Source organism: Micromonospora chokoriensis (genome assembly GCF_900091505.1).
Taxonomy (GTDB): Bacteria; Actinomycetota; Actinomycetes; order Mycobacteriales; family Micromonosporaceae; genus Micromonospora; species Micromonospora chokoriensis.
This window is the reverse complement of sequence record NZ_LT607409.1, coordinates 2,143,036-2,168,425: the sequence shown is the minus strand read 5'-3', so window position 1 is coordinate 2,168,425 and position 25,390 is coordinate 2,143,036. Positions and strand designations below refer to the sequence as shown.

General features: G+C 70.6%; 22 protein-coding genes. 11 read left to right on the top strand and 11 right to left on the bottom strand.

What is annotated here, in order from left to right; genetic code table 11:
• Positions 1–66: 66 nt before the first annotated feature.
• From GA0070612_RS10240 to GA0070612_RS10230, 3 genes are read right to left on the bottom strand one after another with little or no spacing between them, the layout of a single operon-like run.
• Positions 67–978, bottom strand: a complete 912-nt coding sequence (locus tag GA0070612_RS10240) for an ABC transporter ATP-binding protein (protein WP_088987695.1) — start codon at positions 976–978, stop codon at positions 67–69.
• Positions 978–1,883, bottom strand: coding sequence for an ABC transporter permease (locus GA0070612_RS10235; protein ID WP_088987694.1), 906 nt, complete (start codon positions 1,881–1,883; stop codon positions 978–980). The genes GA0070612_RS10240 and GA0070612_RS10235 overlap by 1 nt, the downstream gene beginning before the upstream one ends.
• Complete coding sequence (locus GA0070612_RS10230; protein WP_088987693.1) at positions 1,876–2,790, bottom strand: ABC transporter ATP-binding protein; 915 nt, start codon at positions 2,788–2,790, stop codon at positions 1,876–1,878. The genes GA0070612_RS10235 and GA0070612_RS10230 overlap by 8 nt, the downstream gene beginning before the upstream one ends.
• A 362-nt stretch (positions 2,791–3,152) precedes the next feature.
• On the opposite strand from GA0070612_RS10230, the gene cysC reads away from it, so the two are divergent.
• The 3 genes from cysC (at position 3,153) to galT (ending at position 6,692) form a co-directional block, all read left to right on the top strand.
• Positions 3,153–4,682, top strand: a complete 1,530-nt coding sequence (cysC, locus tag GA0070612_RS10225; protein ID WP_088991388.1) for an adenylyl-sulfate kinase — start codon at positions 3,153–3,155, stop codon at positions 4,680–4,682.
• A gap of 112 nt (positions 4,683–4,794) precedes the next feature.
• A complete protein-coding gene (locus tag GA0070612_RS10220; RefSeq protein WP_088987692.1) occupies positions 4,795–5,619 on the top strand; it encodes a DeoR/GlpR family DNA-binding transcription regulator in 825 nt (274 codons plus the stop codon).
• Positions 5,616–6,692 carry a galactose-1-phosphate uridylyltransferase gene (galT, locus tag GA0070612_RS10215; protein WP_088987691.1) on the top strand — a complete coding sequence of 359 codons (1,077 nt, stop codon included), beginning with the start codon at positions 5,616–5,618 and terminating at the stop codon, positions 6,690–6,692. Before GA0070612_RS10220 ends, galT begins: the two co-directional genes overlap by 4 nt.
• Positions 6,693–6,977: 285 nt before the next feature.
• Here the strand turns inward: galT and GA0070612_RS10210 are convergent, their stop codons facing one another.
• Positions 6,978–8,195 (bottom strand): NADP-dependent isocitrate dehydrogenase, encoded by a 1,218-nt coding sequence (locus tag GA0070612_RS10210; RefSeq protein ID WP_088987690.1) that lies wholly within the window; start codon positions 8,193–8,195, stop codon positions 6,978–6,980.
• Between the two features lie 137 nt (positions 8,196–8,332).
• Here GA0070612_RS10210 and GA0070612_RS10205 point away from each other — a divergent pair, with 137 nt between their 5' ends.
• Positions 8,333–9,157 (top strand): MBL fold metallo-hydrolase, encoded by an 825-nt coding sequence (locus GA0070612_RS10205; protein ID WP_088987689.1) that lies wholly within the window; start codon positions 8,333–8,335, stop codon positions 9,155–9,157.
• Positions 9,158–9,353: 196 nt separating this feature from the next.
• Here GA0070612_RS10205 and GA0070612_RS10200 read toward each other — a convergent pair whose 3' ends face one another.
• Together GA0070612_RS10200 and GA0070612_RS10195 are read right to left on the bottom strand one after the other, a co-directional pair.
• A complete protein-coding gene (locus GA0070612_RS10200; protein WP_088987688.1) occupies positions 9,354–10,304 on the bottom strand; it encodes a malate dehydrogenase in 951 nt (316 codons plus the stop codon).
• Positions 10,305–10,430: 126 nt separating this feature from the next.
• The gene (locus tag GA0070612_RS10195; protein WP_088987687.1) at positions 10,431–11,291 is read right to left on the bottom strand and encodes a bifunctional methylenetetrahydrofolate dehydrogenase/methenyltetrahydrofolate cyclohydrolase; all 861 of its coding nucleotides are present in this window, start codon (positions 11,289–11,291) and stop codon (positions 10,431–10,433) included.
• A gap of 449 nt (positions 11,292–11,740) precedes the next feature.
• On the opposite strand from GA0070612_RS10195, the gene GA0070612_RS10190 reads away from it, so the two are divergent.
• From GA0070612_RS10190 to GA0070612_RS10170, 5 genes are all read left to right on the top strand, one after another.
• Positions 11,741–13,342: a peptide ABC transporter substrate-binding protein gene (locus tag GA0070612_RS10190; protein ID WP_088987686.1), complete on the top strand. Its 1,602-nt coding sequence runs from the start codon at positions 11,741–11,743 to the stop codon at positions 13,340–13,342.
• A gap of 198 nt (positions 13,343–13,540) precedes the next feature.
• Positions 13,541–14,479 (top strand): ABC transporter permease, encoded by a 939-nt coding sequence (locus tag GA0070612_RS10185; protein WP_088987685.1) that lies wholly within the window; start codon positions 13,541–13,543, stop codon positions 14,477–14,479.
• Positions 14,480–14,625: 146 nt separating this feature from the next.
• A complete protein-coding gene (locus GA0070612_RS10180; protein ID WP_088987684.1) occupies positions 14,626–15,582 on the top strand; it encodes an ABC transporter permease in 957 nt (318 codons plus the stop codon).
• A 67-nt stretch (positions 15,583–15,649) separates the two neighbouring features.
• Positions 15,650–16,681, top strand: a complete 1,032-nt coding sequence (locus GA0070612_RS10175) for an ABC transporter ATP-binding protein (RefSeq protein ID WP_088987683.1) — start codon at positions 15,650–15,652, stop codon at positions 16,679–16,681.
• A complete protein-coding gene (locus tag GA0070612_RS10170) occupies positions 16,662–17,702 on the top strand; it encodes an ABC transporter ATP-binding protein (RefSeq protein WP_088987682.1) in 1,041 nt (346 codons plus the stop codon). Before GA0070612_RS10175 ends, GA0070612_RS10170 begins: the two co-directional genes overlap by 20 nt.
• Positions 17,703–17,838: 136 nt before the next feature.
• Here the strand turns inward: GA0070612_RS10170 and purH are convergent, their stop codons facing one another.
• The gene (gene purH, locus GA0070612_RS10165; protein ID WP_088987681.1) at positions 17,839–19,410 is read right to left on the bottom strand and encodes a bifunctional phosphoribosylaminoimidazolecarboxamide formyltransferase/IMP cyclohydrolase; all 1,572 of its coding nucleotides are present in this window, start codon (positions 19,408–19,410) and stop codon (positions 17,839–17,841) included.
• Entirely contained in the window at positions 19,407–20,027 is a 621-nt protein-coding gene (gene purN, locus GA0070612_RS10160; protein WP_088987680.1) for a phosphoribosylglycinamide formyltransferase, read from the bottom strand. The genes purH and purN overlap by 4 nt, the downstream gene beginning before the upstream one ends.
• A 272-nt stretch (positions 20,028–20,299) precedes the next feature.
• Here purN and GA0070612_RS10155 point away from each other — a divergent pair, with 272 nt between their 5' ends.
• Positions 20,300–20,800: a DUF4190 domain-containing protein gene (locus tag GA0070612_RS10155; protein WP_088987679.1), complete on the top strand. Its 501-nt coding sequence runs from the start codon at positions 20,300–20,302 to the stop codon at positions 20,798–20,800.
• A gap of 55 nt (positions 20,801–20,855) precedes the next feature.
• On the opposite strand, the gene GA0070612_RS10150 is transcribed toward GA0070612_RS10155, so the two are convergent.
• Entirely contained in the window at positions 20,856–22,145 is a 1,290-nt protein-coding gene (locus tag GA0070612_RS10150; protein ID WP_088987678.1) for a cell division protein PerM, read from the bottom strand.
• 556 nt (positions 22,146–22,701) lie between these two features.
• Between GA0070612_RS10150 and GA0070612_RS10145 the strand changes: the two genes are divergently transcribed.
• Entirely contained in the window at positions 22,702–22,968 is a 267-nt protein-coding gene (locus GA0070612_RS10145) for a hypothetical protein (protein ID WP_088987677.1), read from the top strand.
• Positions 22,969–23,067: 99 nt separating this feature from the next.
• Here GA0070612_RS10145 and sucD read toward each other — a convergent pair whose 3' ends face one another.
• Complete coding sequence (sucD, locus tag GA0070612_RS10140; RefSeq protein ID WP_088987676.1) at positions 23,068–23,955, bottom strand: succinate--CoA ligase subunit alpha; 888 nt, start codon at positions 23,953–23,955, stop codon at positions 23,068–23,070.
• 2 nt (positions 23,956–23,957) lie between these two features.
• Positions 23,958–25,136 carry an ADP-forming succinate--CoA ligase subunit beta gene (sucC, locus tag GA0070612_RS10135; protein WP_088987675.1) on the bottom strand — a complete coding sequence of 393 codons (1,179 nt, stop codon included), beginning with the start codon at positions 25,134–25,136 and terminating at the stop codon, positions 23,958–23,960.
• Positions 25,137–25,390 lie beyond the last annotated feature (254 nt).

The following is a 25,390-nucleotide window of genomic DNA, read 5'->3' as shown; positions in this document are numbered from 1 at the left end:
TCATCTTCCTTCGTTCGTGACTGCGGGGCTCACTCGCTGCGCTCGTTCACTCCTCGCACTCACCGGTCAGGCCTCCACGAGGTAGGAGAAGACGCTTTCCAGGGACTCGTCGGACGGCACCAGTTGGCGCACCCGGATGCCGTGGTCGAGCGCGATCCGGGGTAGCGCCCGGGTGAAGGCGCCGTAGTCACCGGCGCGCACGGTCAGACCGGTGGGTTCCAGCTCGACCCCGGTGACCGACGACTCGGCGATCAGCGCGACGGCCAGCGCCCGGTCGTCGGTGGAGCGCACCGCGAAGACGTGTGGACGGTTGGTCATCAGCCGTCGGATGGTCCGGAAGTCGCCGGAGGCGGCCAACCGGCCGGCCACCATCACCTGCACCGTCCCGGAGACCTGCTCGACCTCCTCCAGGATGTGCGAACTGAACAGGATCGTCCGACCGGAGTCGCCCAGTTTGTGCAGCAGGTCCATCATGTGCAGCCGCTGCCGCGGGTCCATCCCGTTGAACGGCTCGTCGAGCAGCAGCACCTGCGGTTCGTGCACCAGCGCGGCGGCCACCCGGGCCCGCTGCCGCATGCCCTTGGAGTACGTGCCGATCCGCCGGTCCTGCGCCGACTCCAGCTCGACCAGCTCGATCGCCCGCCGGGCAGCCGCCGCGGGATCGGCCAGCCGGTGCAGCTTCGCGCTGGCCAGCACGAACTCGTGCGCGGTGAGGTAGCTCTGCACCGCCTCCCGTTCGCTGACCAGCCCCAACCGCCGGTAGACGTCGGGGTTGCGCCAGGTCGGCTCGTCGTCGAGCGTGACGGTGCCGCGCGACGGGGCGAGGAACCCGGCCATCATGTGCAGCAGCGTGGTCTTGCCGGCGCCGTTCGGGCCGAGCAGCCCGGTCACGCCCGGCCCCAGGGCCATGCTGATGTCGTTGACCGCGACCACGTTGCCGTACCACCGGGACACCCCGGTCAGGCTCAGCGTGCTCATCAGGAGGCAACCTTCCGGTAGCGGGCCAGCAGGAGGGCGGTGGCACCGGCGACCAGCAGCACCGCGGCCAGGGCGTAGACCGGACCGAAGCCGCCGACCCCGATGCCCTCCTGACCGTCCTCCACCAGCAGGTCGCCGAGCGACCAGATGCCCACTCCCTGCACCAGGGTGGAGGGCGAGGCGAGACCGGCCAGCTCGTTGGCGCTACGCGACGGCAGGATGCTCAGCACCCCCACGATCGGCGTGGTCATCAGGAAGACGGCGACCACCCCACCGGCGGCGAAGGCGCGCTTGCCGGTCAGCGACGCGATCAGCAGACCGACCGAGGCGAAGACCACCGCCCACAGCCCCGCGTAGAGCAGGCCGGGCAGCAGGTCGAGCAGCTCGTTCCAGACCCCGCGCAGGCCCTGCTTGGTGGTGAACGCGGCACCCAGGAACATCAGCACCTGCGGGCCGCCGAGCAGCAGCCAGAGCCCCGTGACCAGGGCCAGCAGCTTGGCCAACGCGTAGTCACCACGCGGCAGCGGCCGGGAGAAGTAGAGCGGCAGGACGCCGCTGCGCAGGTCCCGCGAGACCAGTTCCGGCGCGGCCACCGCGACGAAGAAGAGGACCAGCCAGCTCATCGAGTCGGCGAACTGGGCGTACGTGGCGACCGGCTCGCCGATCTGGCTACGGATCGCGGTCAGCGCCGCCGCGACCAGGGTGACGATGCCGATCACCAACCACGGGAAGATCTTGGCTTTGGCGCTGCGCCCGAAGCCGAAGGTGGTGCGCAGGCCGTGCACGTAGAGCGCCCCGAAGACCTGCCGCCGACCCAGCCTCGGGCCTGCGTACCGTTGGTAGCCGATGTCGTGGATGACGCCGGTCGGCGTGGACCGCAGCGCGGCGGAAGACGACTCAGGCATGGGTGAGCTCCCTCGTGGCGAAGAGTTCGGCCACCCGGTGCCGGCGCTGGTCCAGTCGGTGCAGTGGCAGGTCCAGCTCGGCGACCGCGCCGAGGATCAGGTCGTAGGTGCCGTCGTCGGCGAGTGGTACGAGCAGCAGTCGCCCGTCCCGCGCGACCGGCAGCTTCAACTCGGCCAGCCGGGCGGCGAGTTCCTCGGTGCCCTCGCTCACCTCCACGGCGAGCACGTCCGTGGCCGAGGTCATCGCGGAGATGTTGTCGGCGCGCAGCAGCCGCCCGCCGTCGATGGCGATCAGGGTGTCGCAGATCCGCTCCACCTCGCCGAGCAGGTGCGAGCAGACCAGCACGGAGATGCCGAACTCGGTGCCGATCCGGTGCACCAGGGCCAGCATGGCGTCCCGACCGGCCGGGTCCAGGCCGTTGGTCGGCTCGTCGAGCAGCAGCAGGTCGGGGTCGTGCACCAGCGCCTGGGCGAGCTTGACGCGTTGCTTCATGCCGGTCGAGTAGCCACCGACCGGGCGGTAGCGCTCCTCGTAGAGGCCGACGTGCCGCAGCGCCTCCGACGCCCGCTCGCGGGCGGCGGTGCGGGGCAGGCCGCTCATCCGGCCGAGGTGGGTGACCAACTCGGCGGCGGAGAGGTCCGGTGGGAGGCAGTCGTGCTCGGGCATGTAGCCCACCCGGGCGCGGACCTGCGCCGGGTCCGCGGTCGGGTCGATGCCGAGCACCGACACCTGACCACTGGTCGGTGGGATCAGGCCGAGCAGAATCTTGATCAGCGTGGATTTGCCGGCGCCGTTCGCGCCCACCAGGCCGATGATCCCGGGCTCGACGGCGACGGTGAGGTCGGCGAGCGCGGTGACCCGACCTCCGTACGTCTTGGTGAGCGACTGGGTCGCGATCAGTGTCACGGTGCCCAGGGTAGGGAGTGGACGCCCGGCGCAGACACCGGCACGCCCCCGGCGCTTCCCTGATCCTTGGGTGGCTGACCCTTAAGGTCCCGCTGTCCGGCCGGCCGGACGCTTCCGCCGGTCCACGACCCCGTTGCGGAAAAGCCCGTCGGAGGGTGGGACGATTCATCTTCCGTTCAGTGGGCAGCAATCCGTCGGTGCCGACGACGGCGCGAGCCGACGAACGGGCGGACGACCGAGGGCACGCACGGGTGCGGGCGGATCCGGCGTCGTTCCTGTCCGTCGGGCTCGTGGAGTGGCGCTCTCGACCGATCGGCGGTCGGCTGCGAAACTGTGTGCCGGTCAGCGAGTGGGGGGTGTGGATGAGCAACGGTTGGGTGCTGCCCGACGAGGTGCTGCGCGACGCACCGGCGTACACGCCGCGTCCGGGTGAGCTCGCGGATCTTGAGCTGCTGCTGACCGGCGCGTACGCCCCTCTGACCGGTTTCATGACCCGCGCCGACCTGGTCTCGGTCAGTCGACGCGGCCGACTCGCCGACGGCGCGCCGTGGCAGGTCGCGGTGACGTTGCAGGTGCCGACCTCCCTGGCGCAGAGCTTCGATCCGCGTGACCCGGCCCGTCGGGCGCTGGTGCTCACCGACGGCGAGGGCGCCCCGGCGGCTGCCCTGGACGTGGCGGACGTCTGGCAGGTGCGCGACGGCATCGCCGGGGTCGGTGGCCCGGTCCGGCGGTTGGGCGACGGTGGCCATGGCCCGTTCCAGCGGCTGCGCCGCAACCCGGAGGAGGTCCGGGCGCTGCTGCCTCCGGGCCGGGTGCTCGGGGTCATCGCCGATCGGCCGCTGCACCGGCCGCAGCTCGCCCAGATCGCTCATGCCGCCCGCACCCTGGCCGCGCACCTGCTGGTGATGATCCCCGTCGGTGAGGGCGGCGTCGGTGGGCTCCCGCCGGAGGCGCTGGTCCGCACCATCTTCGCCGCCCGGGACCGGATGCCACCGGCAACGGTGGTCGCGGTGCCCCTGTCGCACCGGCGGGAGGAGATCAGCGACGCGCTGCTGCGCGCCCGGGTCTCCGCCTCGTACGGGGTGACCCACCTGCTCTCCACCGGGGAGATGCTCTCCGGCGCCGGGCTGCGGGTGCTGGTGCCCCGCGAACTCGCGTACGACAACCGGGACGGGCAGTGGCGCTGGCGCGAGGACATCCCACCGCGTAACCGTCGGCTCGCCCTGACCCAGCAGGAGATCGACGACCTGCTCGACCGGGGCTTCCCGCTGCCGGAGTGGCACACGCCTCCGGCCGTGGCGCGGGAGCTGGCCCGGGCCCGACCGCCGCGCCGGCACCGGGGGCTGGTGGTCTTCCTGACCGGTCTCTCCGGTTCGGGCAAGTCGACCGTCGCCCGAGGGCTGGCGGACGCTCTGCGGGAGAGCGGCGACCGCACGGTGACCCTGCTCGACGGGGACGTGGTGCGCCGGGAACTCTCCGCCGGGTTGGGCTTCAGCAAGGCCGACCGGGATCTCAACGTCCGACGGATCGGTTGGGTGGCCGCCGAGATCGCCCGGCACCGGGGGGTGGGCATCTGTTGCCCGATCGCCCCGTACGCTGCCGCCCGCGCCACGGCCCGGGAGATGGCTCTGGCCGCCGGGGCGGGTTTCGTGCTGGTGCACGTGGCCACCCCGCTCGAGGTGTGCGAGCGCCGGGACCGCAAGGGCCTGTACGCGAGGGCACGCGCGGGCCTGCTCACCGGGATGACCGGCATCGACGACCCGTACGAGGAGCCGACCGACGCCGACCTGGTGCTCGACACCACCGACCTGACCGTGGCGGACGCGGTGCAGGCGGTCCTTCATCACCTGACCGAGACCGGCTGGGTGGAGTTGAAGATCGCGTCTGCCTGAGGCGTCCGTCGTACCCCGTTCCTTCCACCGTTGCCCGCTACGCGCTAGTGTTCATTCTTGTTGGAACACGTTTGACCGCGTGAGAGTACGGTGACCCCCGGGAGGCACGGCAATGCTCGCTCAGCAGCGGCAGGCGGCCATCCTGGAGCGGGTCCGGGCGACCGGCGGCGTCCGGGTCAGCGATCTGGCCGGCGAGTTCGGCGTCTCCGACATGACCATCCGCCGCGACCTGGAGGCGCTGCACGAACGCGGCCTGCTCGCCAAGGTGCACGGCGGCGCCACGACGGCCGAACCGAGCTCCACCGACGAGCCGGGCTTCCACGCCAAGTCGGTCCGTCAGTTGCCGGAGAAGGCCGCCATCGCGGACCACGCCGCCCAACTGGTCCGTCCGGGCGCGGCGGTCGCCCTCTCCGCCGGCACCACCACCGCCGAGTTGGCCCGCAGGCTGGTGGACGTGCCCGGCCTGACCGTGGTGACCAACTCGTTGCCGGTGGCCGAGATCCTGCACGCCGGAGGTCGACCGGACCAGACTGTGGTGCTCACCGGGGGCGTCCGTACCCCGTCGGACGCGTTGGTCGGCCCCCTCGCGGTCGGGGCGGTCCGGTCGCTGCACCTCGACCTGCTCTTCCTGGGCGTCCACGGCATCACCGAGCGGGCCGGCTTCACCACCCCGAACCTCATGGAGGCGGAGACCGACCGGGCACTCGTGGCCGCGGCGGACCGACTGGTGGTGCTCGCCGACCACACCAAGTGGGGCACCGTGGGCATCTCCTCGATCGTCGAGCTGGCCGCAGCACACGTACTGGTCAGCGACGACCGGTTGCCACCACCCGCTCGACGGGTACTCGGCGAACAGGTGGGCGAATTGATCATGGTGAAGGCGACAGGGGCGGGCCGCGCGACGCGCACGCCGACGAGTGAGGGGACGGCGTCGTGAAGCGCACCTCCATCGACCTGGCCGACGGCCGGGAGCTGATCTACTTCGACGAGCGCGACGACGCCGTCCGTGACCAGCCGGACCGCCGCGATCTGCCACCACCGCCCCCCGCGTCGCAGCTGCGCTACGACCCGCTGACCGACGAGTGGGTGGCCGTCGCCGTACACCGGCAGACCCGCATCTTCCTGCCGCCGGCGAACGAGTGCCCGCTCGACCCGTCGGTGGGCGACCGGCTGACCGAGATTCCCGCCCCCGACTACGACGTGGTGGTCTTCGAGAACCGGTTCCCGTCGCTCAGCGGCCGGGTCGCCGACGAACCCGGGGCGATCACCCCGTTCACGTCCGTCCGGCCGGGCCTCGGGCGGTGCGAGGTCGTGTGTTTCACCTCGGACCACAACGCCTCCTTCGCCAGCCTGCCGCCGCGTCGGGTGCGCACCGTGCTGGACGCGCTCGCCGACCGCACCGAGGTGCTCGGTGAACTGCCCGGCGTGGAACAGGTCTTCTGCTTCGAGAACCGGGGCGTCGAGATCGGCGTCACCCTGCACCACCCGCACGGACAGATCTACGCGTACCCCTTCGTGACGCCGCGCACCCGCGCGCTGCTGGCCGCGGCCCGCCGGCACGCCGAGCGAACCGGCGGGGGCAACCTGTACGCGGACGTGCTGGCCGCCGAACGCGCCGCCGGTGAGCGGGTGGTCGCCGAGAACGAACACTGGACGGCGTTCGTCCCGGCCGCTGCCCGCTGGCCGTTCGAGGTGCACGTCGCACCGCGTCGCGTGGTGCCGGACATCCCGGCGCTCCGCGACGGCGAGCGGGACGCCTTCGGGCCGCTCTACCTGGACCTGCTGCGCCGCTTCGACGGCCTGTTCGACATGCCGATGCCGTACATCTCGGCGTGGCACCAGGCGCCGGTGCGGATCGACCGGGAGCTGGCCCACCTGCACCTGCAGCTGTTCAGCATCCGGCGCGCCACGGACAAGCTGAAGTACCTGGCGGGCTCCGAGTCCGGGATGGGTGTGTTCATCAACGACATCGCCCCGGAGCGCGCCGCCGAGTTGCTCCGCGCCGCCTGAGCCGCCCGGCACCCTCCGGAAAACAGGGCGCGGGGGGCCCGGGACAGGGCCCCCCGCAGGGAAGGGACGGCTGGCTGTGCACCGCACAGCCGGGAAGGCTGGCTGATCGGCGCACTGGTGCCGCGGGTCGACCGAGGTCAACCTTCCTGGACGCGACTGGCATCTCGTCCATCCTGGTCAACGAGGCGCGCCGACGGCGGTGACGCCGATCGGCGCGGCACCGCCGGACACGCCGAAGCCCGCCGGCGGGTGGCCGGCGGGCTCCGATGACGCGGTACGCCTGGATCAGGCGGCGAGCTTACGGGCCAGGTTCTCGTCGAGCGCGTTCATGAACTCGTCGGTGGTCAGCCACGGGGCGTCGCGCGAGATGAGCAGCGCCAGGTCCTTGGTCATCTGGCCGCCCTCGACGGTGTCGACGATGACCTGCTCCAGGGTGTTGGCGAACTCGGTGACCGCCGGGGTACCGTCCAGCTTGCCCCGGTGGGCCAGGCCACGGGTCCAGGCGTAGATCGACGCGATCGGGTTGGTCGAGGTCTTCTCGCCCTTCTGGTACTGCCGGTAGTGCCGGGTGACAGTGCCGTGCGCGGCCTCGGCCTCGACGGTCCGGCCGTCCGGGGAGAGCAGCACCGAGGTCATCAGACCCAGCGAGCCGAAGCCCTGCGCGACGGTGTCGGACTGCACGTCACCGTCGTAGTTCTTGCAGGCCCAGACGTACCCGCCCTCCCACTTGAGCGCGGCGGCGACCATGTCGTCGATGAGCCGGTGCTCGTAGGTGAGGCCGGCGGCGTCGAACTCGGCCTTGAACTCGGCCTCGAACACCTCGGCGAAGATGTCCTTGAACCGGCCGTCGTACGCCTTGAGGATGGTGTTCTTGGTCGACATGTAGACCGGGTAGTTACGGTCCAGGCCGTACCGGAACGAGGCGCGGGCGAAGTCCCGGATCGACTCGTCGTAGTTGTACATGCCCATGGCGATGCCGCCGCCGGGGAAGTTGGCGACCTCCATCTCCATCGGCGTGCCGCCGTCGGCCGGCGTGTAGGTGATGGTCACCGTGCCCGGACCGGGGACGACGAAGTCGGTGGCCTTGTACTGGTCACCGTGGGCGTGCCGGCCGATGATGATCGGCTTGGTCCAGCCGGGCACCAGGCGCGGCACGTTGGACATGATGATCGGCTCGCGGAAGACGACGCCGCCGAGGATGTTGCGGATGGTGCCGTTGGGCGACCGCCACATCTTCTTCAGGCCGAACTCCTCGACCCGGGCCTCGTCCGGGGTGATGGTCGCGCACTTGACGCCGACGCCGTGCTCCTTGATGGCGTTCGCGGCGTCGATGGTGACCTGGTCGTCGGTCTCGTCGCGGTACTGGATCGACAGGTCGTAGTAGTGCAGGTCGACGTCGAGGTAGGGCAGGATCAGCTGCTCCCGGATCTGCTTCCAGATGATCCGGGTCATCTCGTCGCCGTCGAGCTCCACGACCGGGTTGTTTACCTTGATCTTCGCCATCGGCCGGCGCTCCTCTCGGGGGACACGTGCTCAAGCAGTACGAGCGTACTGCAATTGGGCCGGCGGCCCCCAGCCGGCCTCGACCGACCGGTGGAAACCGGGCTGCGCGGCGCAGGAACTGCCTGGATCATGACGCGATGCCACTGAGCCGCACCCTCGGGTCTATCACGGTCACCGCCCTCACCGACGGTGAGGGTGCCTTCTTCCAGCCCCGCGCGGAGGCGTTTCCGCACGCCACGGCGGCCCACTGGGCGGAGGCCGACCGGCGCGACCCCACCTCGGTCACCGCCGACGGGCAGTGGTGGCTACCGTTCCGCAGCTTCGCGATCCGCTCCGGCGACGGGCCGGTCACACTGGTCGACGCGGGCATCGGCCCGGAAGACGCGCCGGCCGCGAGCTGGGCTCCGGTGCCCGGCCGGATGCCTGCCGAGCTGGCCGCCGCCGGCATCGACCCGGCCGACGTCGAGACGGTGGTGCTGACCCACCTGCACAGCGACCACATCGGCTGGGCGGTCACCGGCACGCCCGGCCAGCCGTACTTCCCGAACGCGAGCTACCTGCTGCAACGCGCCGAGGTGGACGCGGCGCAGACGCTCAACCCAGGGCTGCCGGCCGGCCTGATCGCGCCGTTGCGCGCCGCCGGCCGGCTCCGGGTGGTCGACGGCGAGACGAGTCTCACCCCGGCGGTACGTCTGCTGCCCACTCCCGGCCACACCCCGGGCCACCAGTCGGTGCTCCTGACCTCGGCCGACGAACGGATGCTGCTCACCGGCGACCTGCTGGTGCACATGGTGCAGCTCGTCGACCCCGACCTGGCGTACGCCCACGAGGAAGACCCGGAGGAAGCCCGCCGCTCCCGGCTGACCACCCTCCACACCCACTCCCCCACGGTGCTGGCCACCCCCCACCTGGGCACCCCCTTCACCCCCACCCCCACCCCTGCCCCCCACCCCCACCCCTGACCCCCTCTTCCCGTTCCCTCCCCGCCGCCCCCGGTGATCAAGAGCTTTGCGTCAAGAATCGCGGTCTCGGTGACGCGAACCTCTTGATCACCGGGGAGGGGCAGGGGGAGTCGGGAGGGAGGGGAAAGGGCGGGGGCGGGGGATGTGGGAAGGGGCGCCCCGGCTTCGCCGGGGCGCCCCTTCCTGGGTTTGGGCCTTACATGCTGGAGATGTCGCTCTGCTTCGCGCGGACGGCCTCGGCGGCCTCCAGGAGGCTGGCGCGCTCGTCGGCGTCCAGGTCGGTCTCGACGACCCGCTTGACACCCTCCGCACCGATCTCGGCCTCGACGCCGAGGTAGACACCGGAGATGCCGTACTCGCCGTCGACCCAGGCGCAGACCGGCATGACCTCGCCGGAGTCCTCGGCGACAGCCTTCGCCATCCGGGCCGCGGCGGCCGACGGGGCGTAGTACGCCGAGCCGGTCTTGAGCAGCGCGACCACCTCGGCGCCACCGTTGCGGGTCTTGACGACCAGCTCCTCGATCTGCTCGGCCGGCATCGCGTCGCGCAGCGGCTTGCCGTTGACGGTGCTCCGCGACGGCACCGGGACCATGGTGTCGCCGTGCGAGCCCAGGGTCAGCGTGCGTACCGACGCCACCGGCACGTTCAGCGCCTCGGCGACGAAGTTGCTGAACCGGGCGGTGTCGAGCATGCCGGCCTGCCCGAGCACCCGGTTCTTCGGGAACTGGGTGGCGAGCTGCGCCAGCGCGGTCATCTCGTCGAGCGGGTTGGAGACGACGATGACGACGGCGTTCGGGGCGTACTTCGCGACGTTCTCGGCGACCTGACGAACGATCTTGGCGTTGGTCTCCAGCAGGTCCATGCGGCTCATGCCGGGCTTGCGCGGCAGACCAGCGGTGATCACGACGACGTCGGAGCCCTCGATGCTCTCGTAGCCCTCACCGTTGGGGCCGGTGGTCACACCGACGACCTTGGTCTCGAAGCCCTCGATGGCCCGCGACTGGTTGAGGTCGAGCGCGAGACCCGCGGGCTTGCCCTCCACGATGTCGGTGATCACTACGGTGTCGAAGACGTCGTACTCGGCCAGGCGCTGTGCGGTGGTAGAGCCGTAGAAGCCAGCCCCGACGACAGTGACCTTCTTACCCATGGTCGTCCCACTCCCTGATACCAGTCGGTTTTCCGGACCGTATCAGTCATCCTGGCACCGATCAGGCCAGGGGCGGCGGGCATCGCCGGGATGGGGCGAACGTCACCGGTGTCGCCGGCGCACGGTTCAGCCGCGCTCCGCGCGCTCCACCACGTTGCTGAGCAGCATGGCCCGGGTCATCGGCCCGACACCGCCGGGCATCGGGACCAGCGCGCCGGCCGTCTCGGCCACCTCCGGGTCCACGTCGCCGGTGTAGCGGCCCTTGCCGTCCGCGCCGATCACCCGCGTGATGCCGACGTCCACGACGACCGCGCCCGGGTTGATCATGTCGGCGGTGAGCAGCCCCGGTACGCCGGCCGCGACGATGACGATGTCGGCGGCCCGGGTGTGCGAGGCGAGGTCGAGGGTGCCGGTGTGGCACAGGGTGACTGTGGCGTTCTCGGAGCGCCTGGTGAGCAGCAGGCCGAGCGGGCGGCCCACGGTGTTGCCCCGGCCGACGACGGCGACGGTGGCGCCACGCAGGGCCACGTCGTGGCGGCGGAGCAGTTCGACGATGCCGCGCGGGGTGCAGGGCAGCGGGCCGTCGTAGCCGAGGACGAGCCGACCCAGGTTGACCGGGTGCAGGCCGTCGGCGTCCTTGTCCGGGTCGATCAGCTCCAGCACGCGCTGGGTGTCGAGGTGGGCGGGCAGCGGCAACTGGACGATGTAGCCGTGGCACGCCGGGTCCGCGTTCAGCTCGGCGATCACGTCGTCGACCTGCTGCTGGGTGGCGTCGGCCGGCAGCTCCCGGCGGATCGAGGCGATGCCCACCTCGGCGCAGTCACGGTGTTTGCCGTTGACGTAGGCCTGACTGCCCGGGTCCGACCCGACCAGGACCGTGCCCAGCCCCGGGGTGATGCCGCGTTCCGCGAGGGCCTTCACCCGAATTCGCAGCTCGTCCTTGATCTCCGCCGCGGTTGCCTTGCCGTCCAGAAGCGTCGCCGTCACGACCAGATCGTCTCACGACCTCCCGCCCGGGGTTCCGACGACCTCGATCGACCGACCCGTCGGATCCTTGATCACCATCAGCAAAGGTGACGATCCGTGACGTGTCCCTAGTCACTCTCAGTGAACATTTGTTGATTCGGTCACTGTCGAACCAGACAGGCCGACCGTGGTGGACCGACAGCGGTCAGACACTACAGTAGGAGACAACTCGCTCCAGAGCGCCACGACAGGGCCCGGAGGTATCCACGTCGTCGCAGCCAGATGACGTTTGGCACGGTTTGACGTAGCAGTGCGACAGCCGTTCGGCAAGGGGTTCGACCTCAGACCGTTACCCACCCGCAACCGCGGCGTTGTCGAAGCCTCGCCGCCGACCTACCGTTACCGCTTGTTGCGCAGCGTAAACCCAGCGTCGGGCCTGACTGCGCAGCGTGAGGAGATGAGGAGGCTCAATGCGAGTTCGTAGACTCGCCGCCTGGACCGCCCTCCCGCTCGCGGTGACGCTGGGCCTCGCGGCCTGCGGCAGCGGCGGCGACGGTGGTTCCGGTGGCAGCGACAGTTCGGTGGTCAGCATCCAGATCGCCGAGCCGAAGCACCTGGTCCCGACCAACACCACCGAGACGTCCGGCTCTCAGGTCATCGCCGGCCTGTTCAGCCCGCTCGTCGACTACGACGCCCAGAACAAGCCGTACGAGGTCGCCGCCCAGTCGGTCACCTCGACCGACAACAAGGTCTGGACGATCAAGCTCAAGGACGGCTACACCTTCCACAACGGCGAGAAGGTCACGGCCGAGGACTACATCAACGCGTGGAACTACGGCGCGTACGCCCCCAACGGCCAGGACACCAACCCGTTCTTCGAGAAGATCGCTGGTTACGCGGACCTGCAGGGCAAGGAGCCGAAGGCCAAGGAGATGTCCGGGCTGAAGAAGGTCGACGACCTCACCTTCACCGTGACGCTCAACGAGCCGTACATCGACTTCAAGACCACGTTGGGCTACAACGCGTTCTTCCCGATGCCGGACGCCGCGTTCTCGGCTCCGGGCGTGCTCAAGGACTCCTACGAGCAGGCTCCGATCGGGCAGGGCCCCTTCAAGATGAAGGGCACCTGGCAGCACGACAGCAAGATCGAGGTCGAGCGTTACGACGCCTTCCCGGGCGAGAAGCCCAAGGTGAAGGACGTCGAGTTCCGGATCTACCAGCAGCTCACCGCGGCCTACGCGGACGTCCTGGCGGACAACCTGGACGTGCTGCCGACGATCCCGACCGAGAGCCTGAGCACCGCGCCGAGCGACCTGGGCGACCGCTACAAGACCAGCCCGATGTCGTCGTTCCAGTTCCTGGCGTTCCCGACGTTCGACAAGGACTACAGCAACCCGGACGTCCGCAAGGCCATCTCGATGGCGATCGACCGTGACGAGATCACCAAGTCGGTCTTCAAGGGCTCGCAGACGCCGGCGCGCTCCTTCGTCTCGCCGGTCCTGCCGGGTTACCGGGACGACACCACCGGCAAGTCGGGCGAGTTCAACCCGACCGAGGCCAAGAAGCTCTACCAGGCCGCCGGTGGTCCCGCGAAGATCGTCATCTCGTACAACGGCGACGGCGGTCACAAGGACTGGGTCGACGCCACGGTCAACCAGCTCAAGGCCAACCTGGGCGTGGACGCGGTGGGTTCGGCCGAGCCGAAGTTCGCCGACCTGCTGACCAAGGTCGAGAAGAAGACGCCGGTGGGTGCGTTCCGGATGGGTTGGGTCATGGACTACCCGACCATGGAGGACTACCTCGGCCCGCTGTACAGCACGAACGGCTCGTCGAACTACTACGGCTACAGCAACCCGGAGTTCGACAAGCTGGTCAAGGAGGGTTCCGCCGCCAAGACGCAGGACGAGGCGATCGCCAAGTACCAGCAGGCGGAGGACATCCTGGCCAAGGACATGCCGGTGATCCCGCTCCGCTTCGGCGAGAACGTGTTCGGCCACTCGTCCAAGGTCAAGAACGTGGAGATGGACCTGTTCCAGCGGGTCAACCTCGTCAAGATCGAAGCGGCCAGCTGAGCTGACCATGGTGCGGGCCACCCGGGCGACGATGCCCGGGTGGCCCGGACCGCACCACCGGGGGCCGGGCCGCAGCAGCGGTTCCGGCCCCGGTGGCGCCGGCTCCCCCGGGCCGGACGGCACGCCTCCGATATTTCGGGTACGACCAGAGATGCCGTCCTGCGACCCTTTCGCACATTTCCGGAGAGACTGCTAAGCATGTTCCGCTACATCTTGCGGCGCCTACTGCAGATGGTCCTGGCGTTCTTCGGGACCACCCTGATCGTCTACGCGCTGACATTCGCCGGGCAGGGCGACCCGATCCAGGCGCTCGCCGGTGAACGGCCGGTGACGCCAGCCCAACGGGCCTACCTGACCGAGAAGTACCACCTGGACGCCACCGGCGTCGGCGGCTTCTTCTACCGCTACTTCGACTACGTGAAGAACCTGCTCCAGGGCAACCTGGGCGAATCGCTCACCGGTCGGAACATCGGCGACATCCTCGAACAGGCCTGGCCGGTCACCGTACGGCTCGCGCTCATCGCGCTCGCCGTGGCGATCATCTTCGGGGTCAGCGCCGGGGTGGTCGCCGGCATCCGCCGGGCCAGCATCTTCGACAACTCGACGCTGGTGCTGACCCTGCTGGTGCTGGGTATCCCGACCATCGTGCTGGCGCCGCTGGCGCAGTTCTTCCTGGGCGTCAAGTGGCAGCTCTTCCCTCCCACCGCCGGATCCGACCCCTCCTTCTACGCGCTCCTGCTGCCGGGCATCGTGCTCGGCTCGCTGTCGCTGGCCACCGCGTTGCGCCTCACCCGCGCCTCGGTGGCGGAGAACCTGCGCGCGGACTACGTCCGGACCGCCCGGTCGAAGGGCCTGGTCAAGCGCCGCATCGTCATCGTCCACGTGCTGCGTAACTCGCTCATCCCGGTGATCACCTTCCTCGGTGTGGAACTGGGCAACCTGATGAGCGGCGCGATCATCACCGAGGGCGTCTTCAACATCCCCGGCGTGGGCTTCAACCTCTTCCGCGGCATCCGCACCGAGGACGGCCCGCTGGTGGTGGGCATCGTCAGCGTGCTCGTCGTGGTCTACCTGATCTCGAACCTGGTGGTTGACGTCCTGTACGCCGTACTCGACCCGAGGATCCGCTATGAGTGAGCGCAGCGAACGAATCATCAGCGCAGCGCCTGGCCCTCATGCCGGCGCCGAGCGCAGCGAGGTGCGGGCATGAGTGAGCGCAGCGAACGAATCATCAGCGCAGTGTTCCGGGCTCATGCCGGCGCCGAGCGCAGCGAGGTGCGGGCATGAGTGACTTTGAGACGGTGGCGGCCAGCGAGAACCAGGCTGCACGACGTGGCCCCTCCGGCGAGCCGGGCACACCCAACCAGGTCGGCGCTCCGAACAAGCCGCGCAGCCTGGCCGGAGACGCCTGGCGCGACCTGCGCCGCAACCCGATCTTCTGGATCTCGCTGGCGTTGGTCGTCATCTTCACGCTGATGGCGCTGCTCCCCGGCGTGTTCACCGCCAACAACCCGAACGACTGCCTGCTGTCCCGGCAGCACGCCGGGCCGTCCGGCGGGGCAATCTTCGGGTACGACTTCCAGGGGTGCGACACGTACTCCCGGGCCGTCTACGGCACGCGAGCCTCCCTGCTGGTCGGCGCGCTCGCCGCGCTCGGCACCGGGATCATCGCCCTGGTGATCGGCATGCTGGCCGGTTACTTCGGCAAGTGGGTCGACGCCGTGCTCTCCCGGGTGATCGACGTGGTGCTCGGCATTCCGCTGCTGCTGGCCGCGATCGTGCTGCTCAAGCGGGTGTCCAGCGACAGCCAGTGGGCTCGGATCGGCGCTGTCGTCTTCGTGCTGGCCCTCCTCGGCTGGACCACGGCCGCCCGCGTGGTCCGCTCCTCGGTGATCACCGCCAAGGAGCAGGACTACGTCGCGGCGGCCCGGATGCTGGGCGCCGGCAACAGCCGGATCATGTGGCGACACATCCTGCCGAACTCGCTGGCACCGGTCATCGTCGTGTTGACCATCGCGCTCGGCTCGTTCATCGCGGCCGAGGCGACGCTCTCCTTCCTCGGCATCGGCCTGAAGGCACCGACCATCTCCTGGGGTCAGGACATCGACACCGGCCGGATCCACATGCGGGAGGCGGCCACCCCGTTGATCGTCCCGTCGGCGTTCCTCGCGCTGACCGTGCTGGCGTTCATCATGCTCGGCGACGCCATCCGTGACGCCTTCGACCCGAAGCTGCGGTGATTCTCATGCGAGCGCGAGGAGTGAGCGAAGCGAGCCCCGCAGTCGCGAGCGAAAGGCAGGCACTGTCATGACCGTCCAACCCACGCCGGCCTCCGCCACTCCCGAGGGCGGCCACCTGTTGGAGTTGCGGGACCTGCACGTCGAGTTCCGCACCAACGAGGGTGTGGCCCGGGTGATCAACGGCGTGTCGTACCACCTGGACGCCGGCGAGACACTTGCCGTGCTCGGCGAGTCCGGCTCGGGCAAGTCGGTCACCGCCCAGGCGATCATGGGCATCCTGGACACCCCGCCCGCGTTCGTCCGCTCCGGCCAGATCCTCTACCAGGGTCAGGACCTGCTCACCCAGTCCGAGGAGCAGCGTCGGCAGGTACGCGGCAAGGAGATCGCGATGATCTTCCAGGATGCGCTCTCCGCCCTGAACCCGGTGTTCCCGGTCGGCTGGCAGATCGGCGAGACGCTGCGCCAGCGGGCCGGCATGTCCCGGGCCGACGCCCGGCGGCGCGCCATCGAGCTGATGGACCTGGTCAAGATCCCGGGTGCCGCCAAGCGCATCGGCGACTACCCGCACCAGTTCTCCGGGGGCATGCGGCAGCGCGTCATGATCGCCATGGCGCTGGCGCTGGACCCGAAGGTGTTGATCGCCGACGAGCCCACCACGGCGCTCGACGTGACCGTCCAGGCCCAGATCATGGACCTGCTGGCCGACCTGCGCCGCGAACTCAACATGGCGATGATCCTGATCACCCATGACCTCGGTGTGGTCGCCGGTGTCGCGGACCGGATCGCCGTCATGTACGCCGGTCGGATCGTCGAACACGCCGACGTCCACTCGCTCTACAAGGCGCCCGCCCACCCGTACACCAAGGGGTTGTTGGAGTCGATCCCGCGCCTGGACGTCCGCGGCGAGGAGCTGTCGACGATCAAGGGGTTGCCGCCGAACCTGATGCGCATCCCGTCCGGCTGCCCGTTCCACCCCCGGTGCCCGTACGTCCAGCAGGTCTGCGTGGACGTCGTACCGCACGACCTGGTCCTCGGCGACGGCCGGACCAGCGCTTGCCACTTCGCGCAGGAGGTCCGTGATGACAGCGTCGCCCGCTAACCCCGGCAAGGTCCGCGGCGAGGCCATCCTCTCCGTCGACAACCTGGTCAAGCACTTCCCGATCACCCAGGGCGTCCTGTTCCAGCGGCAGGTCGGAGCGGTCAAGGCCGTCGACGGGGTGAGCTTCGAGCTGCGTCGCGGCGAGACACTGGGTGTCGTCGGCGAGTCCGGCTGCGGCAAGTCCACCCTCGCGCGGCTGCTGATGCGGCTGGAGACGCCCACCTCGGGAAGTGCCACGCTGGAGGGCAGGGACCTGTTCAAGGCCTCCGGTGGCGAGCTGCGCCGGGTGCGCCGCAACATGCAGATGGTGATGCAGGACCCGTACACCTCGCTGAACCCGCGGATGACCGTCGGCGACATCATCGGCGAGCCGTTCGAGATCCACCCCGACGCCGCCCCCAAGGGCAGCAAGCAGCGGCGTGTCCAGGAGCTGCTGGACCTGGTCGGGCTCAACCCGGAGCACATCAACCGGTACCCGCACCAGTTCTCCGGCGGCCAACGTCAGCGCATCGGCATCGCCCGGGCGCTCGCGCTGCGGCCCGACGTGATCGTCTGCGACGAGCCGGTGTCCGCGCTGGACGTCTCCATCCAGGCCCAGGTGATCAACCTGCTCAAGCAGTTGCAGGACGAGCTGGGGCTGTCGTACATCTTCATCGCCCACGACCTGTCCGTGGTGCGCCACATCGCCGACCGGGTAGCGGTGATGTACCTCGGTCGGATCGTGGAGATCGGCACCGAGGACGAGATCTACGAGCGGGCCACCCACCCGTACACCCAGGCTCTGCTCTCCGCCGTGCCGGTGCCCGACCCGGAGGCCCGCGAGCAGCGCACCATGATCCGGCTGGTCGGGGACGTGCCCAGCCCGGCCGACCCGCCGAGCGGCTGCCACTTCCGCACCCGCTGCTGGAAGGCCCAGGACATCTGCGCCGTGGAGGATCCCGCAACGGTCCCGAGGGCGGCGGACCCGCACCCGTCCGCCTGCCACTTCGCCGAACTCCGCCCCACCCTCCCCACCGCCTGACCCGCACCCCGCCCGCTGGGGTCGATCATGGAGTTGTGGTGGCTGGTTTGCCGGCCTGCGCCCCTTTTGTGGGGCACCACAACTCCATGATCGACCGCGACAGAGGGCCGCGACAGGGGTCGCGGGTTGGGGCGGGTCAGTGGAAGAAGTGGCGGGTTTTCGTCAGGTACATCGTCACGTTGGCCTTGCGGGCGGCCTCGATGACCTCGTCGTCGCGGATCGAGCCACCGGGCTGGACGATGGCGCGCACGCCGGCGTCGATGAGGATCTGCGGACCGTCGGCGAACGGGAAGAACGCGTCCGACGCGGCCACCGAACCCCGGGCCCGGTCGGCACCGGCACGGCTCACCGCGAGCTGCGCCGAGTCGACCCGGTTGACCTGACCCATGCCCACGCCGACGGTGGCACCGTCCTTGGCGAGCAGGATCGCGTTGCTCTTCACCGCGCGCACCGCCCGCCAGGCGAACGCCAGATCACGCAGCAGCTCCTCGTCGGCGGCCTCCCCGGTCGCCAACTGCCAGTTGGACGGGTCGTCACCGGGGGCATCCACCCGGTCCGCGACCTGGGTCAGCACGCCACCGGTCACCGGCCGCCACTCGACAGTCGCCGGGGTCCAGGCCGGCGCGCGCAGCAGCCGGATGTTCTTCTTGCCCTGCAACACCTCGACCGCGCCCTCGTCGAAGCCCGGGGCCACGACCACCTCGGTGAAGATGTCCGCGACCTGCCGGGCCATGTCGACCGAGACCGGGCGGTTGACAGCGATGACACCGCCGAACGCCGACACCGGATCGCAGGCGTGCGCCCGGCGGTGCGCCTCGGCGACGTCCACGCCCACCGCGATGCCGCACGGGTTCGCGTGCTTGATGATCGCCACCGCCGGCTGGTCGGCGAAGTCGTTCGCGGCACGCCAGGCGGCGTCCGCGTCGACGTAGTTGTTGTACGACATCTCCTTGCCGTGCAGCTGCTCGGCCTGGGCCAACCCCGCCGGGGCGTCCGGGTCGGTGTAGAGCGCGGCCGGCTGGTGCGGGTTCTCCCCGTAGCGCAGCACCGTCGACTTGCGCAGCGCCGACCCGGCGAACACCGGCCAGGTGTCGTCGGCCGGGGCCAACTCCCGGGCGCACCACTGCGCGACGGCCACGTCGTACTCGGCGATGTCGGCGAACGCCCGGGCAGCCAGCGCGCGGCGCTGGGCCAGCGTGAAACCGCCCTCGTCGAGCGCGCCGAGCAGCGCCGGGTAACCGGCCGGGTCGGTGAGCACCGCGACCGAGGCGTGGTTCTTGGCGGCGGCCCGCACCATGGCCGGGCCACCGATGTCGATCTGCTCCACGCACTCCTCGACCCCGGCGCCGGAGGCGACTGTCGCCTGGAACGGGTAGAGGTTGGAGACCAGCAGGTCGAACGCCGCCACCCCCAGCTCGTCGAGCTGCGTGACGTGCGTGTCCTTGCGCAGGTCGGCCAGGAGGCCCGCGTGCACCTTCGGGTGCAGGGTCTTCACCCGGCCGTCGAGCACCTCGGGGAACCCGGTCACCGTCTCCACCGGCGTCACCGGCACGCCGGCGGCGGCGATGGTGCCCGCCGTGCTGCCCGTGGACACGATCTCCACACCGGCAGCGTGCAGGGCCTGGGCCAACTCGACCAGACCGGTCTTGTCGTAGACGCTGACCAGCGCCCGCCTGATCGGGCGGCGCCCGTCCTGAGTGGGACTCACGGAACCGTGACCTTCCTTCCGGTGATGGTCCAACCTTCGCGGACCAGACGGCCGACCTGCTCGACGAGCTGGCGCCGCTCGGCTTCCTTGATGCGCTCGGTGAGCGTGTCCACGTCGTCGTCGTCGAGCACCGGCACCGCCACCTGCGCGACGATCGGCCCGGTGTCCATACCGGCATCGACGAAGAAGAGGGTGGCACCGGTGAGCTTCACGCCGTAGGTGAGCGCGTCACGCGGGCCGTGGATGCCGGGAAACGCCGGCAGCAGAGTGTTGTGGGTGTTCAGGTAGCGGTCGCCGAAGGCCGCCAGGAAGTGCGGCCCGACCAGCTTGAGGAAACCGGCGGAGATGACCAGGTCGGGTTGGTGCTTCGCGACGTGCGCGGTGAGCGCCCGGTCCCAGTCCTCCCGCGTGTCGTGGTCGCGGACCCGCTCCACGAAGGTCGGCACCCCGGCGGCCTCGGCCCGGTCCAGGCCCGCGATGCCGTCGCGGTCCGCGCCGACCGCGACGACCTGTGCGCCGTACGCGGGGTCGGCGGCGGCATCCAGCAGCGACTGGAGGTTGCTCCCGGAGCCGGAAACGAGGACGACGATGCGGGCGACAGGCGCGGGCTCGGTCACCGGGCCACCCTATCGGGCAGGTCAGGACGCCCTTCGGCTGGGCGGCGCGCCGATCTTTGACAGCGTCGGCGTGCACCGACCCGGTACGCTGCCGCTCGCTCGGCCGAAAGCCGCGCCGGTCCACTACAGCACTGATCGGTCGACGGCAGTCGTCGATCGACAGCACAGCGGCAATCTCGTCGTGATCCTGCGCTGTGCATTCCGAGGAGTGACAGCGATCATGGGTGGAAACAACAGCAGTAACTGACGGAACCAGTTCAAGGAGCTTGTGAATGCAACCCGGTAACCCCGGCCAGGACCCGTACGGCCAGCAGCCCAACGACCCCACCGCGCCCCAGCCGCCGCAGAACCCGTACGGCCAGCCGCCGGCCGCCCCGTACGGTCAGCAGCCGACGTCCGGTCAGCCCTACGGTCAGCAGCAGCCGTACCAGGACCCGTACGGTCAGCAGCAGCCGCAGTACGGGGGCGCTCCGACGTACCCGAACGCCGGCTACCCGCAGGGCCAGGGACAGAACAACACCCTCGGCCTGGTGGCGCTGATCCTCGGCATCGCGTCGATCCCGCTGGCCTGCTGCCCGCTGCTGGGCATCCCGGTGGGCATCGGTGGTGCGGTGACCGGCTACCTGGGCCGGCAGAAGGCCGCGCAGGGGCAGGCAAGCAACGCCGGGCAGGCCAAGGCCGGCCTGATCTGCGGTGCCGTCGGTGTCGCGCTCGGCATCATCTCGATCATCCTGAGCGTCGCGCTGAACGTCGGCCTGCCGACCAACCCCTGACGAATCCCGCAGCTACGGGGCGTTCCGGATTCCGTCCGGGGCGCCCCGAGCTCGTCTACTGGGCGGGTGAGCGGGTGAGCGCTCGGGTGGCGGCAGCGCCGAGCAGCGCGCCGACCGCGACGACGGCGGTCGCCACCGCACCTACCTGCCAGCCCACCGGCCCGACCTCCGCCAGCCGCCCGGCACCCAGGGGCCCACCGGAAACCACGGCGGCCAGCCCGAGCAGCACGCCGGCCACCGGCCCGGCCAACGCCGCCGGCGCCAGCACCTCAACCCAGCGCTGCGGGGCCCGCTCCGGCCCGGCGAGTCGGGCCACCCGGCGCGCGAGCAGACAGCCGCCGACCATCCCGACCAGCACCGGCACCGCGAGCAGGAGCGCCCCGAAGCCGTCCACCGGGCCGCGCGGCAGGCCGGCGAGCAGAGGCACTGCCGGCAACGCGCCGACCGACACCTCACTGGTACGAACCGCGGTGTCGGTGCCGACCGCGAAGCCCGGCCCGAGGAGATAACTCGTCGACCAGATCGCCGCGTTCGGCGCGTACGCGACGCTGACCAGGGTGATCCCCGCCTGACCGGCGACCCCCGTCCGGTACGCCCCGATCATGTCCGCCGCGTCGCCACCGCCGGTGGCCACCGCCAGGCCGGCCGCACCGGCGCCCGCGCCGAGCAGCAGCAGCCCTGCCACCAGGCCGGTGCGCACGCCGTCCCGGATCGGGCCCGGCATCCGGGCGATGAGCACCCGGGTCACAGCGGTGATCCGGGTGGCGCCGACCAGGGCGGCGAGCGTGCCGACCACCGCGAACGTGGCACCCGCCCGGATCACTGACACGTCCGGCCCACCGGCGCCGACCAGCACCGCGGCGAGCACGCCGAGCAGCGCGTACGCGATGCCGACCGCACCCGCGGCGAGCAACGCGCGCCGCGGTGAACGGGTGTCCCGGGCGCCGATCGCGCGACTGACGTGCACCCCGGCCCGGCTGAGCCGCCAGAGCGCGAGCACGGTCAGCGCCAGCGGGGCGAGCCCGAGCGGACCGGAGTCGGTGTGCAGCGGCACCCCGTGGCCGAGCAGCCAACCGGCCAGCGCCGCACGCAGCGTGCCGGCCAGGGTGGTCGAGTCGGTGCCGAGCTGGACCAGACCGAGCACGACGGCGACCGGCAGGTAGGAGGTGAGGGCGGCCCAGCCGGCCGCCACCCCGGCGGCGACCGGCAACGGCGCACGTCCACGCGGAGACCCGCCCGCTCGCGGCGCGGGCACCCGCCGGGACGGCGCGGCACGGTTGACCGGCCGGTCGTCGGCGCTCACACCGCCGGGACGGCTGGGACGGTCAGGGGTGACGGGGGACATCCGCTCTACTCTGGCACGTCGCGCGGGCGGTGGCAGTCCGTTAACGCCTCCTAGGGCGCGTTTCATAAGGGGATCGGGTCGAGGCGGCGTCCCGGCCGCCATCCGGCAAGGCCCTCACGCCTCACGCCTCACGCCCCGCGCCCCGCGCCCCGCGCCCCGCGCCCCGCGCCCCGCGCCCCGCGCCCCGCGCCCCGCGCCCCGCGCCCCGCGCCCCGCGCCCCGCGCCCCGCGCCCCGCGCCCCGCGCCCCGCGCCCCGCGCCCCGCGCCCCGCGCCCCGCGCCCCGCGCCAAGATCCTCACAACATCGGGGATAGTGCTGCATCAAACGCGCGGGAAACACCAACATCCCCGATATTGCGCGGATCTTGGCGACGAGCGTTCGGCGCGGGCGGGACGGACGAGCGATACCGAGGTGGCGAGTTCACCGAACCGGCGTCCCGGTCAGCCGGCCGGGTCTAGCCTCGGCCCTGAGGGGGGCGCAAGTCGCCGCCACCCGGGTCGGGCCCGCCGGTCGCGGCCCGGGTCGGTACGCCGCCCACGACCGCCGGAGGTAGCTGTGACGACCGCATACCCGCCGCCCCCGCCCCCACCGGCCCGGGGACGGGACCGGACGACCCTGTGGGGCGTACTCGGCATCGTGCTTGGTCTGATCTGCTGCGGCATCCTCGGCATCATCTTCGGCTACCTGTCCATCCGCGACGCGCGGCGCAACAGGCAGTCGCCGGTGCTCGGCTACCTCGCCATCGTGTTCGGGGTGATCAACATCATCGGTGGCTCGATCCTGCGGCTCACCGGCAACTACCCGTTCTGGAACAACGACTGACTCTCCGCACGACGAGGGAGCCGACCGGTTCCGGTCGATCCGTACGACGAAGGGGGCCGACCGTTTCCGGTCGACCCCCTTCCGTGTTGCCCTTCCGGCTCAGTTGCCGGACATGATCTCCCGCATCAGCTTCGCGGTCTCGGTCGGCGTCTTGCCGACCTTGACGCCGACAGCCTCCAGCGCCGCCTGCTTCGCCTCGGCGGTGCCGGCCGAACCGGAGATGATCGCCCCGGCGTGGCCCATGGTCTTGCCGGGCGGAGCGGTGAAGCCGGCGATGTAGCCGACCACCGGCTTGGTGACGTTGGTCTTGATGAACTCGGCGGCCCGCTCCTCGGCGTCGCCACCGATCTCACCGATCATCACGATGGCGTCGGTCTCCGGGTCGGCCTCGAACGCCGCCAGGGCGTCGATGTGGGTGGTCCCGATGATCGGGTCACCGCCGATGCCGACGCAGGTGGAGAAGCCGATGTCGCGCAGCTCGTACATCATCTGGTAGGTCAGCGTGCCGCTCTTGCTGACCAGGCCGATCCGGCCGGAGCCGGTGATGTCGGCCGGGATGATGCCGGCGTTGGACGCGCCGGGCGAGGCGATGCCCGGGCAATTCGGCCCGATGATCCGGGTCCGCTCGCCCTGCGCCACGTTGTACGCCCAGAACGCGGCGGTGTCGTGCACCGGCACGCCCTCGGTGATCACCACAGCCAGCGGAATCGCGGCGTCGATCGCCTCGACCACGGCGGCCTTGGTGAACTGCGGCGGTACGAAGATGACAGTGACGTCGGCCCCGGTCTCGGCCATCGCGTCCGCGACGGACGCGAAGACAGGCAGCTCGCTGCCGTCGAAGTCGACGGTCTGACCCGCCTTGCGCGGGTTGACGCCGCCCACCACGTTGGTGCCGGCGGCCAGCATCCGTCGGGTGTGCTTGGAACCCTCGGAGCCGGTCATCCCCTGGACGATGACCTTCGAGTCCTTGGTCAGCCAGATAGCCATGATCAGACCCCCGCAGCTGCCAGCTCGGCGGCCCGCTCGGCCGCACCGTCCATGGTGTCCACCCGCTGCACGAGCGGGTTGTTCGCGCTGTCCAGGATCGCCCGGCCAGCCTCCGCGTTGTTGCCGTCCAGGCGAACGACGAGCGGCTTGCTGACCTGCTCGCCGCGCTGCTCCAGCAGGGCCAGCGCCTGGATGATGCCGTTGGCGACCTCGTCGCAGGCGGTGATGCCACCGAAGACGTTGACGAAGACGCTCTTCACGGCCGGGTCGGAGAGCACGATCTCCAGCCCGTTCGCCATGACGGCGGCGCTCGCGCCACCGCCGATGTCGAGGAAGTTGGCCGGCTTGACGTTGCCGTGCCGCTCACCGGCGTACGCGACCACGTCGAGGGTCGACATGACCAGACCCGCACCGTTGCCGATGATGCCGACCTCGCCGTCGAGCTTGACGTAGTTGAGGTCCTTGGCCTTGGCGGCCTGCTCCAGCGGGTCCACCGCGGCCTGGTCGACGAGCGCCTCGTGGTCCGGGTGCCGGAACGCGGCGTTCTCGTCCAGGCTCACCTTGGCGTCGAGCAGCAGCATCCGGCCGTCGCCGTTCTTGGCGAGCGGGTTGACCTCGACGAGGGTGGCGTCCTCGGCGACGAACGCCTGCCACAGGCCGACGGCGATCTCGACCACCTGGTCGGCGACCTCGGCCGGGAAGCCGGCGGCGGACACGATCTCCCGGGCCTTGGCCTCGTCCACGCCCTTCACGGCGTCGATCGGGGCCTTCACGACCTTGTCGGGGGTCTCGGCGGCGACCTGCTCGATGTCCATGCCGCCGGCGACGCTGGCGATGCAGAGGAAGGTGCGGTTCGCCCGGTCGAGCAGGTACGAGAAGTAGTACTCCTCGGCCACGTCCGCGGTCACCGTGATCATGACCTTGTGGACGGTGTGACCCTTGATGTCCATGCCGAGGATGTCGGTGGCGCGGGCCACCGTCTCCTCGGCGCCCTCGGCCAGCTTCACGCCGCCGGCCTTACCTCGGCCGCCGACCTTCACCTGCGCCTTGACGACCACGCGACCGCCGAGGCGTTCGGCGATCGCACGGGCCTCTTCCGGGGTAGTGGCGACGCCGCCGGCCAGCACGGGCAAGCCGTGCCGCTCGAACAGGTCCCGCCCCTGGTACTCGTACAGGTCCACGATTGCGCGTCCCGTCCCGTCTCCGCGGCGCGCCGTCGCGCCGCCACCAGCGTTCAGAAAACAGTTTGACGCCTGTCATCAGTTGAAACAGGCCATTGGCCGCAGCCTAGCGAGGTCGGCACCACCGGCAACCGAGCGGGTGCGCGGTGTGCGGTAATGCACAACCGGACATCCGGCGGGGCCGGTTTCGGCTCACCACGCGGACACCATCCACCGTCCGGGCGATGTTGCCCGGCTTGCGTAACCCGGCCGTG

Coding starts and splice junctions, on each gene's coding strand:
- GA0070612_RS10240 (WP_088987695.1), bottom strand. CDS start 978: ATGAGCACGCTGAGCCTGACCGGGGTGTCCCGGTGGTACGGCAACGTG.
- GA0070612_RS10235 (WP_088987694.1), bottom strand. CDS start 1,883: ATGCCTGAGTCGTCTTCCGCCGCGCTGCGGTCCACGCCGACCGGCGTC.
- cysC (WP_088991388.1), top strand. CDS start 3,153: ATGAGCAACGGTTGGGTGCTGCCCGACGAGGTGCTGCGCGACGCACCG.
- GA0070612_RS10220 (WP_088987692.1), top strand. CDS start 4,795: ATGCTCGCTCAGCAGCGGCAGGCGGCCATCCTGGAGCGGGTCCGGGCG.
- GA0070612_RS10210 (WP_088987690.1), bottom strand. CDS start 8,195: ATGGCGAAGATCAAGGTAAACAACCCGGTCGTGGAGCTCGACGGCGAC.
- GA0070612_RS10205 (WP_088987689.1), top strand. CDS start 8,333: ATGCCACTGAGCCGCACCCTCGGGTCTATCACGGTCACCGCCCTCACC.
- GA0070612_RS10200 (WP_088987688.1), bottom strand. CDS start 10,304: ATGGGTAAGAAGGTCACTGTCGTCGGGGCTGGCTTCTACGGCTCTACC.
- GA0070612_RS10190 (WP_088987686.1), top strand. CDS start 11,741: ATGCGAGTTCGTAGACTCGCCGCCTGGACCGCCCTCCCGCTCGCGGTG.
- GA0070612_RS10185 (WP_088987685.1), top strand. CDS start 13,541: ATGTTCCGCTACATCTTGCGGCGCCTACTGCAGATGGTCCTGGCGTTC.
- GA0070612_RS10180 (WP_088987684.1), top strand. CDS start 14,626: ATGAGTGACTTTGAGACGGTGGCGGCCAGCGAGAACCAGGCTGCACGA.
- GA0070612_RS10175 (WP_088987683.1), top strand. CDS start 15,650: ATGACCGTCCAACCCACGCCGGCCTCCGCCACTCCCGAGGGCGGCCAC.
- GA0070612_RS10170 (WP_088987682.1), top strand. CDS start 16,662: ATGACAGCGTCGCCCGCTAACCCCGGCAAGGTCCGCGGCGAGGCCATC.
- GA0070612_RS10155 (WP_088987679.1), top strand. CDS start 20,300: ATGCAACCCGGTAACCCCGGCCAGGACCCGTACGGCCAGCAGCCCAAC.
- GA0070612_RS10150 (WP_088987678.1), bottom strand. CDS start 22,145: ATGTCCCCCGTCACCCCTGACCGTCCCAGCCGTCCCGGCGGTGTGAGC.
- sucD (WP_088987676.1), bottom strand. CDS start 23,955: ATGGCTATCTGGCTGACCAAGGACTCGAAGGTCATCGTCCAGGGGATG.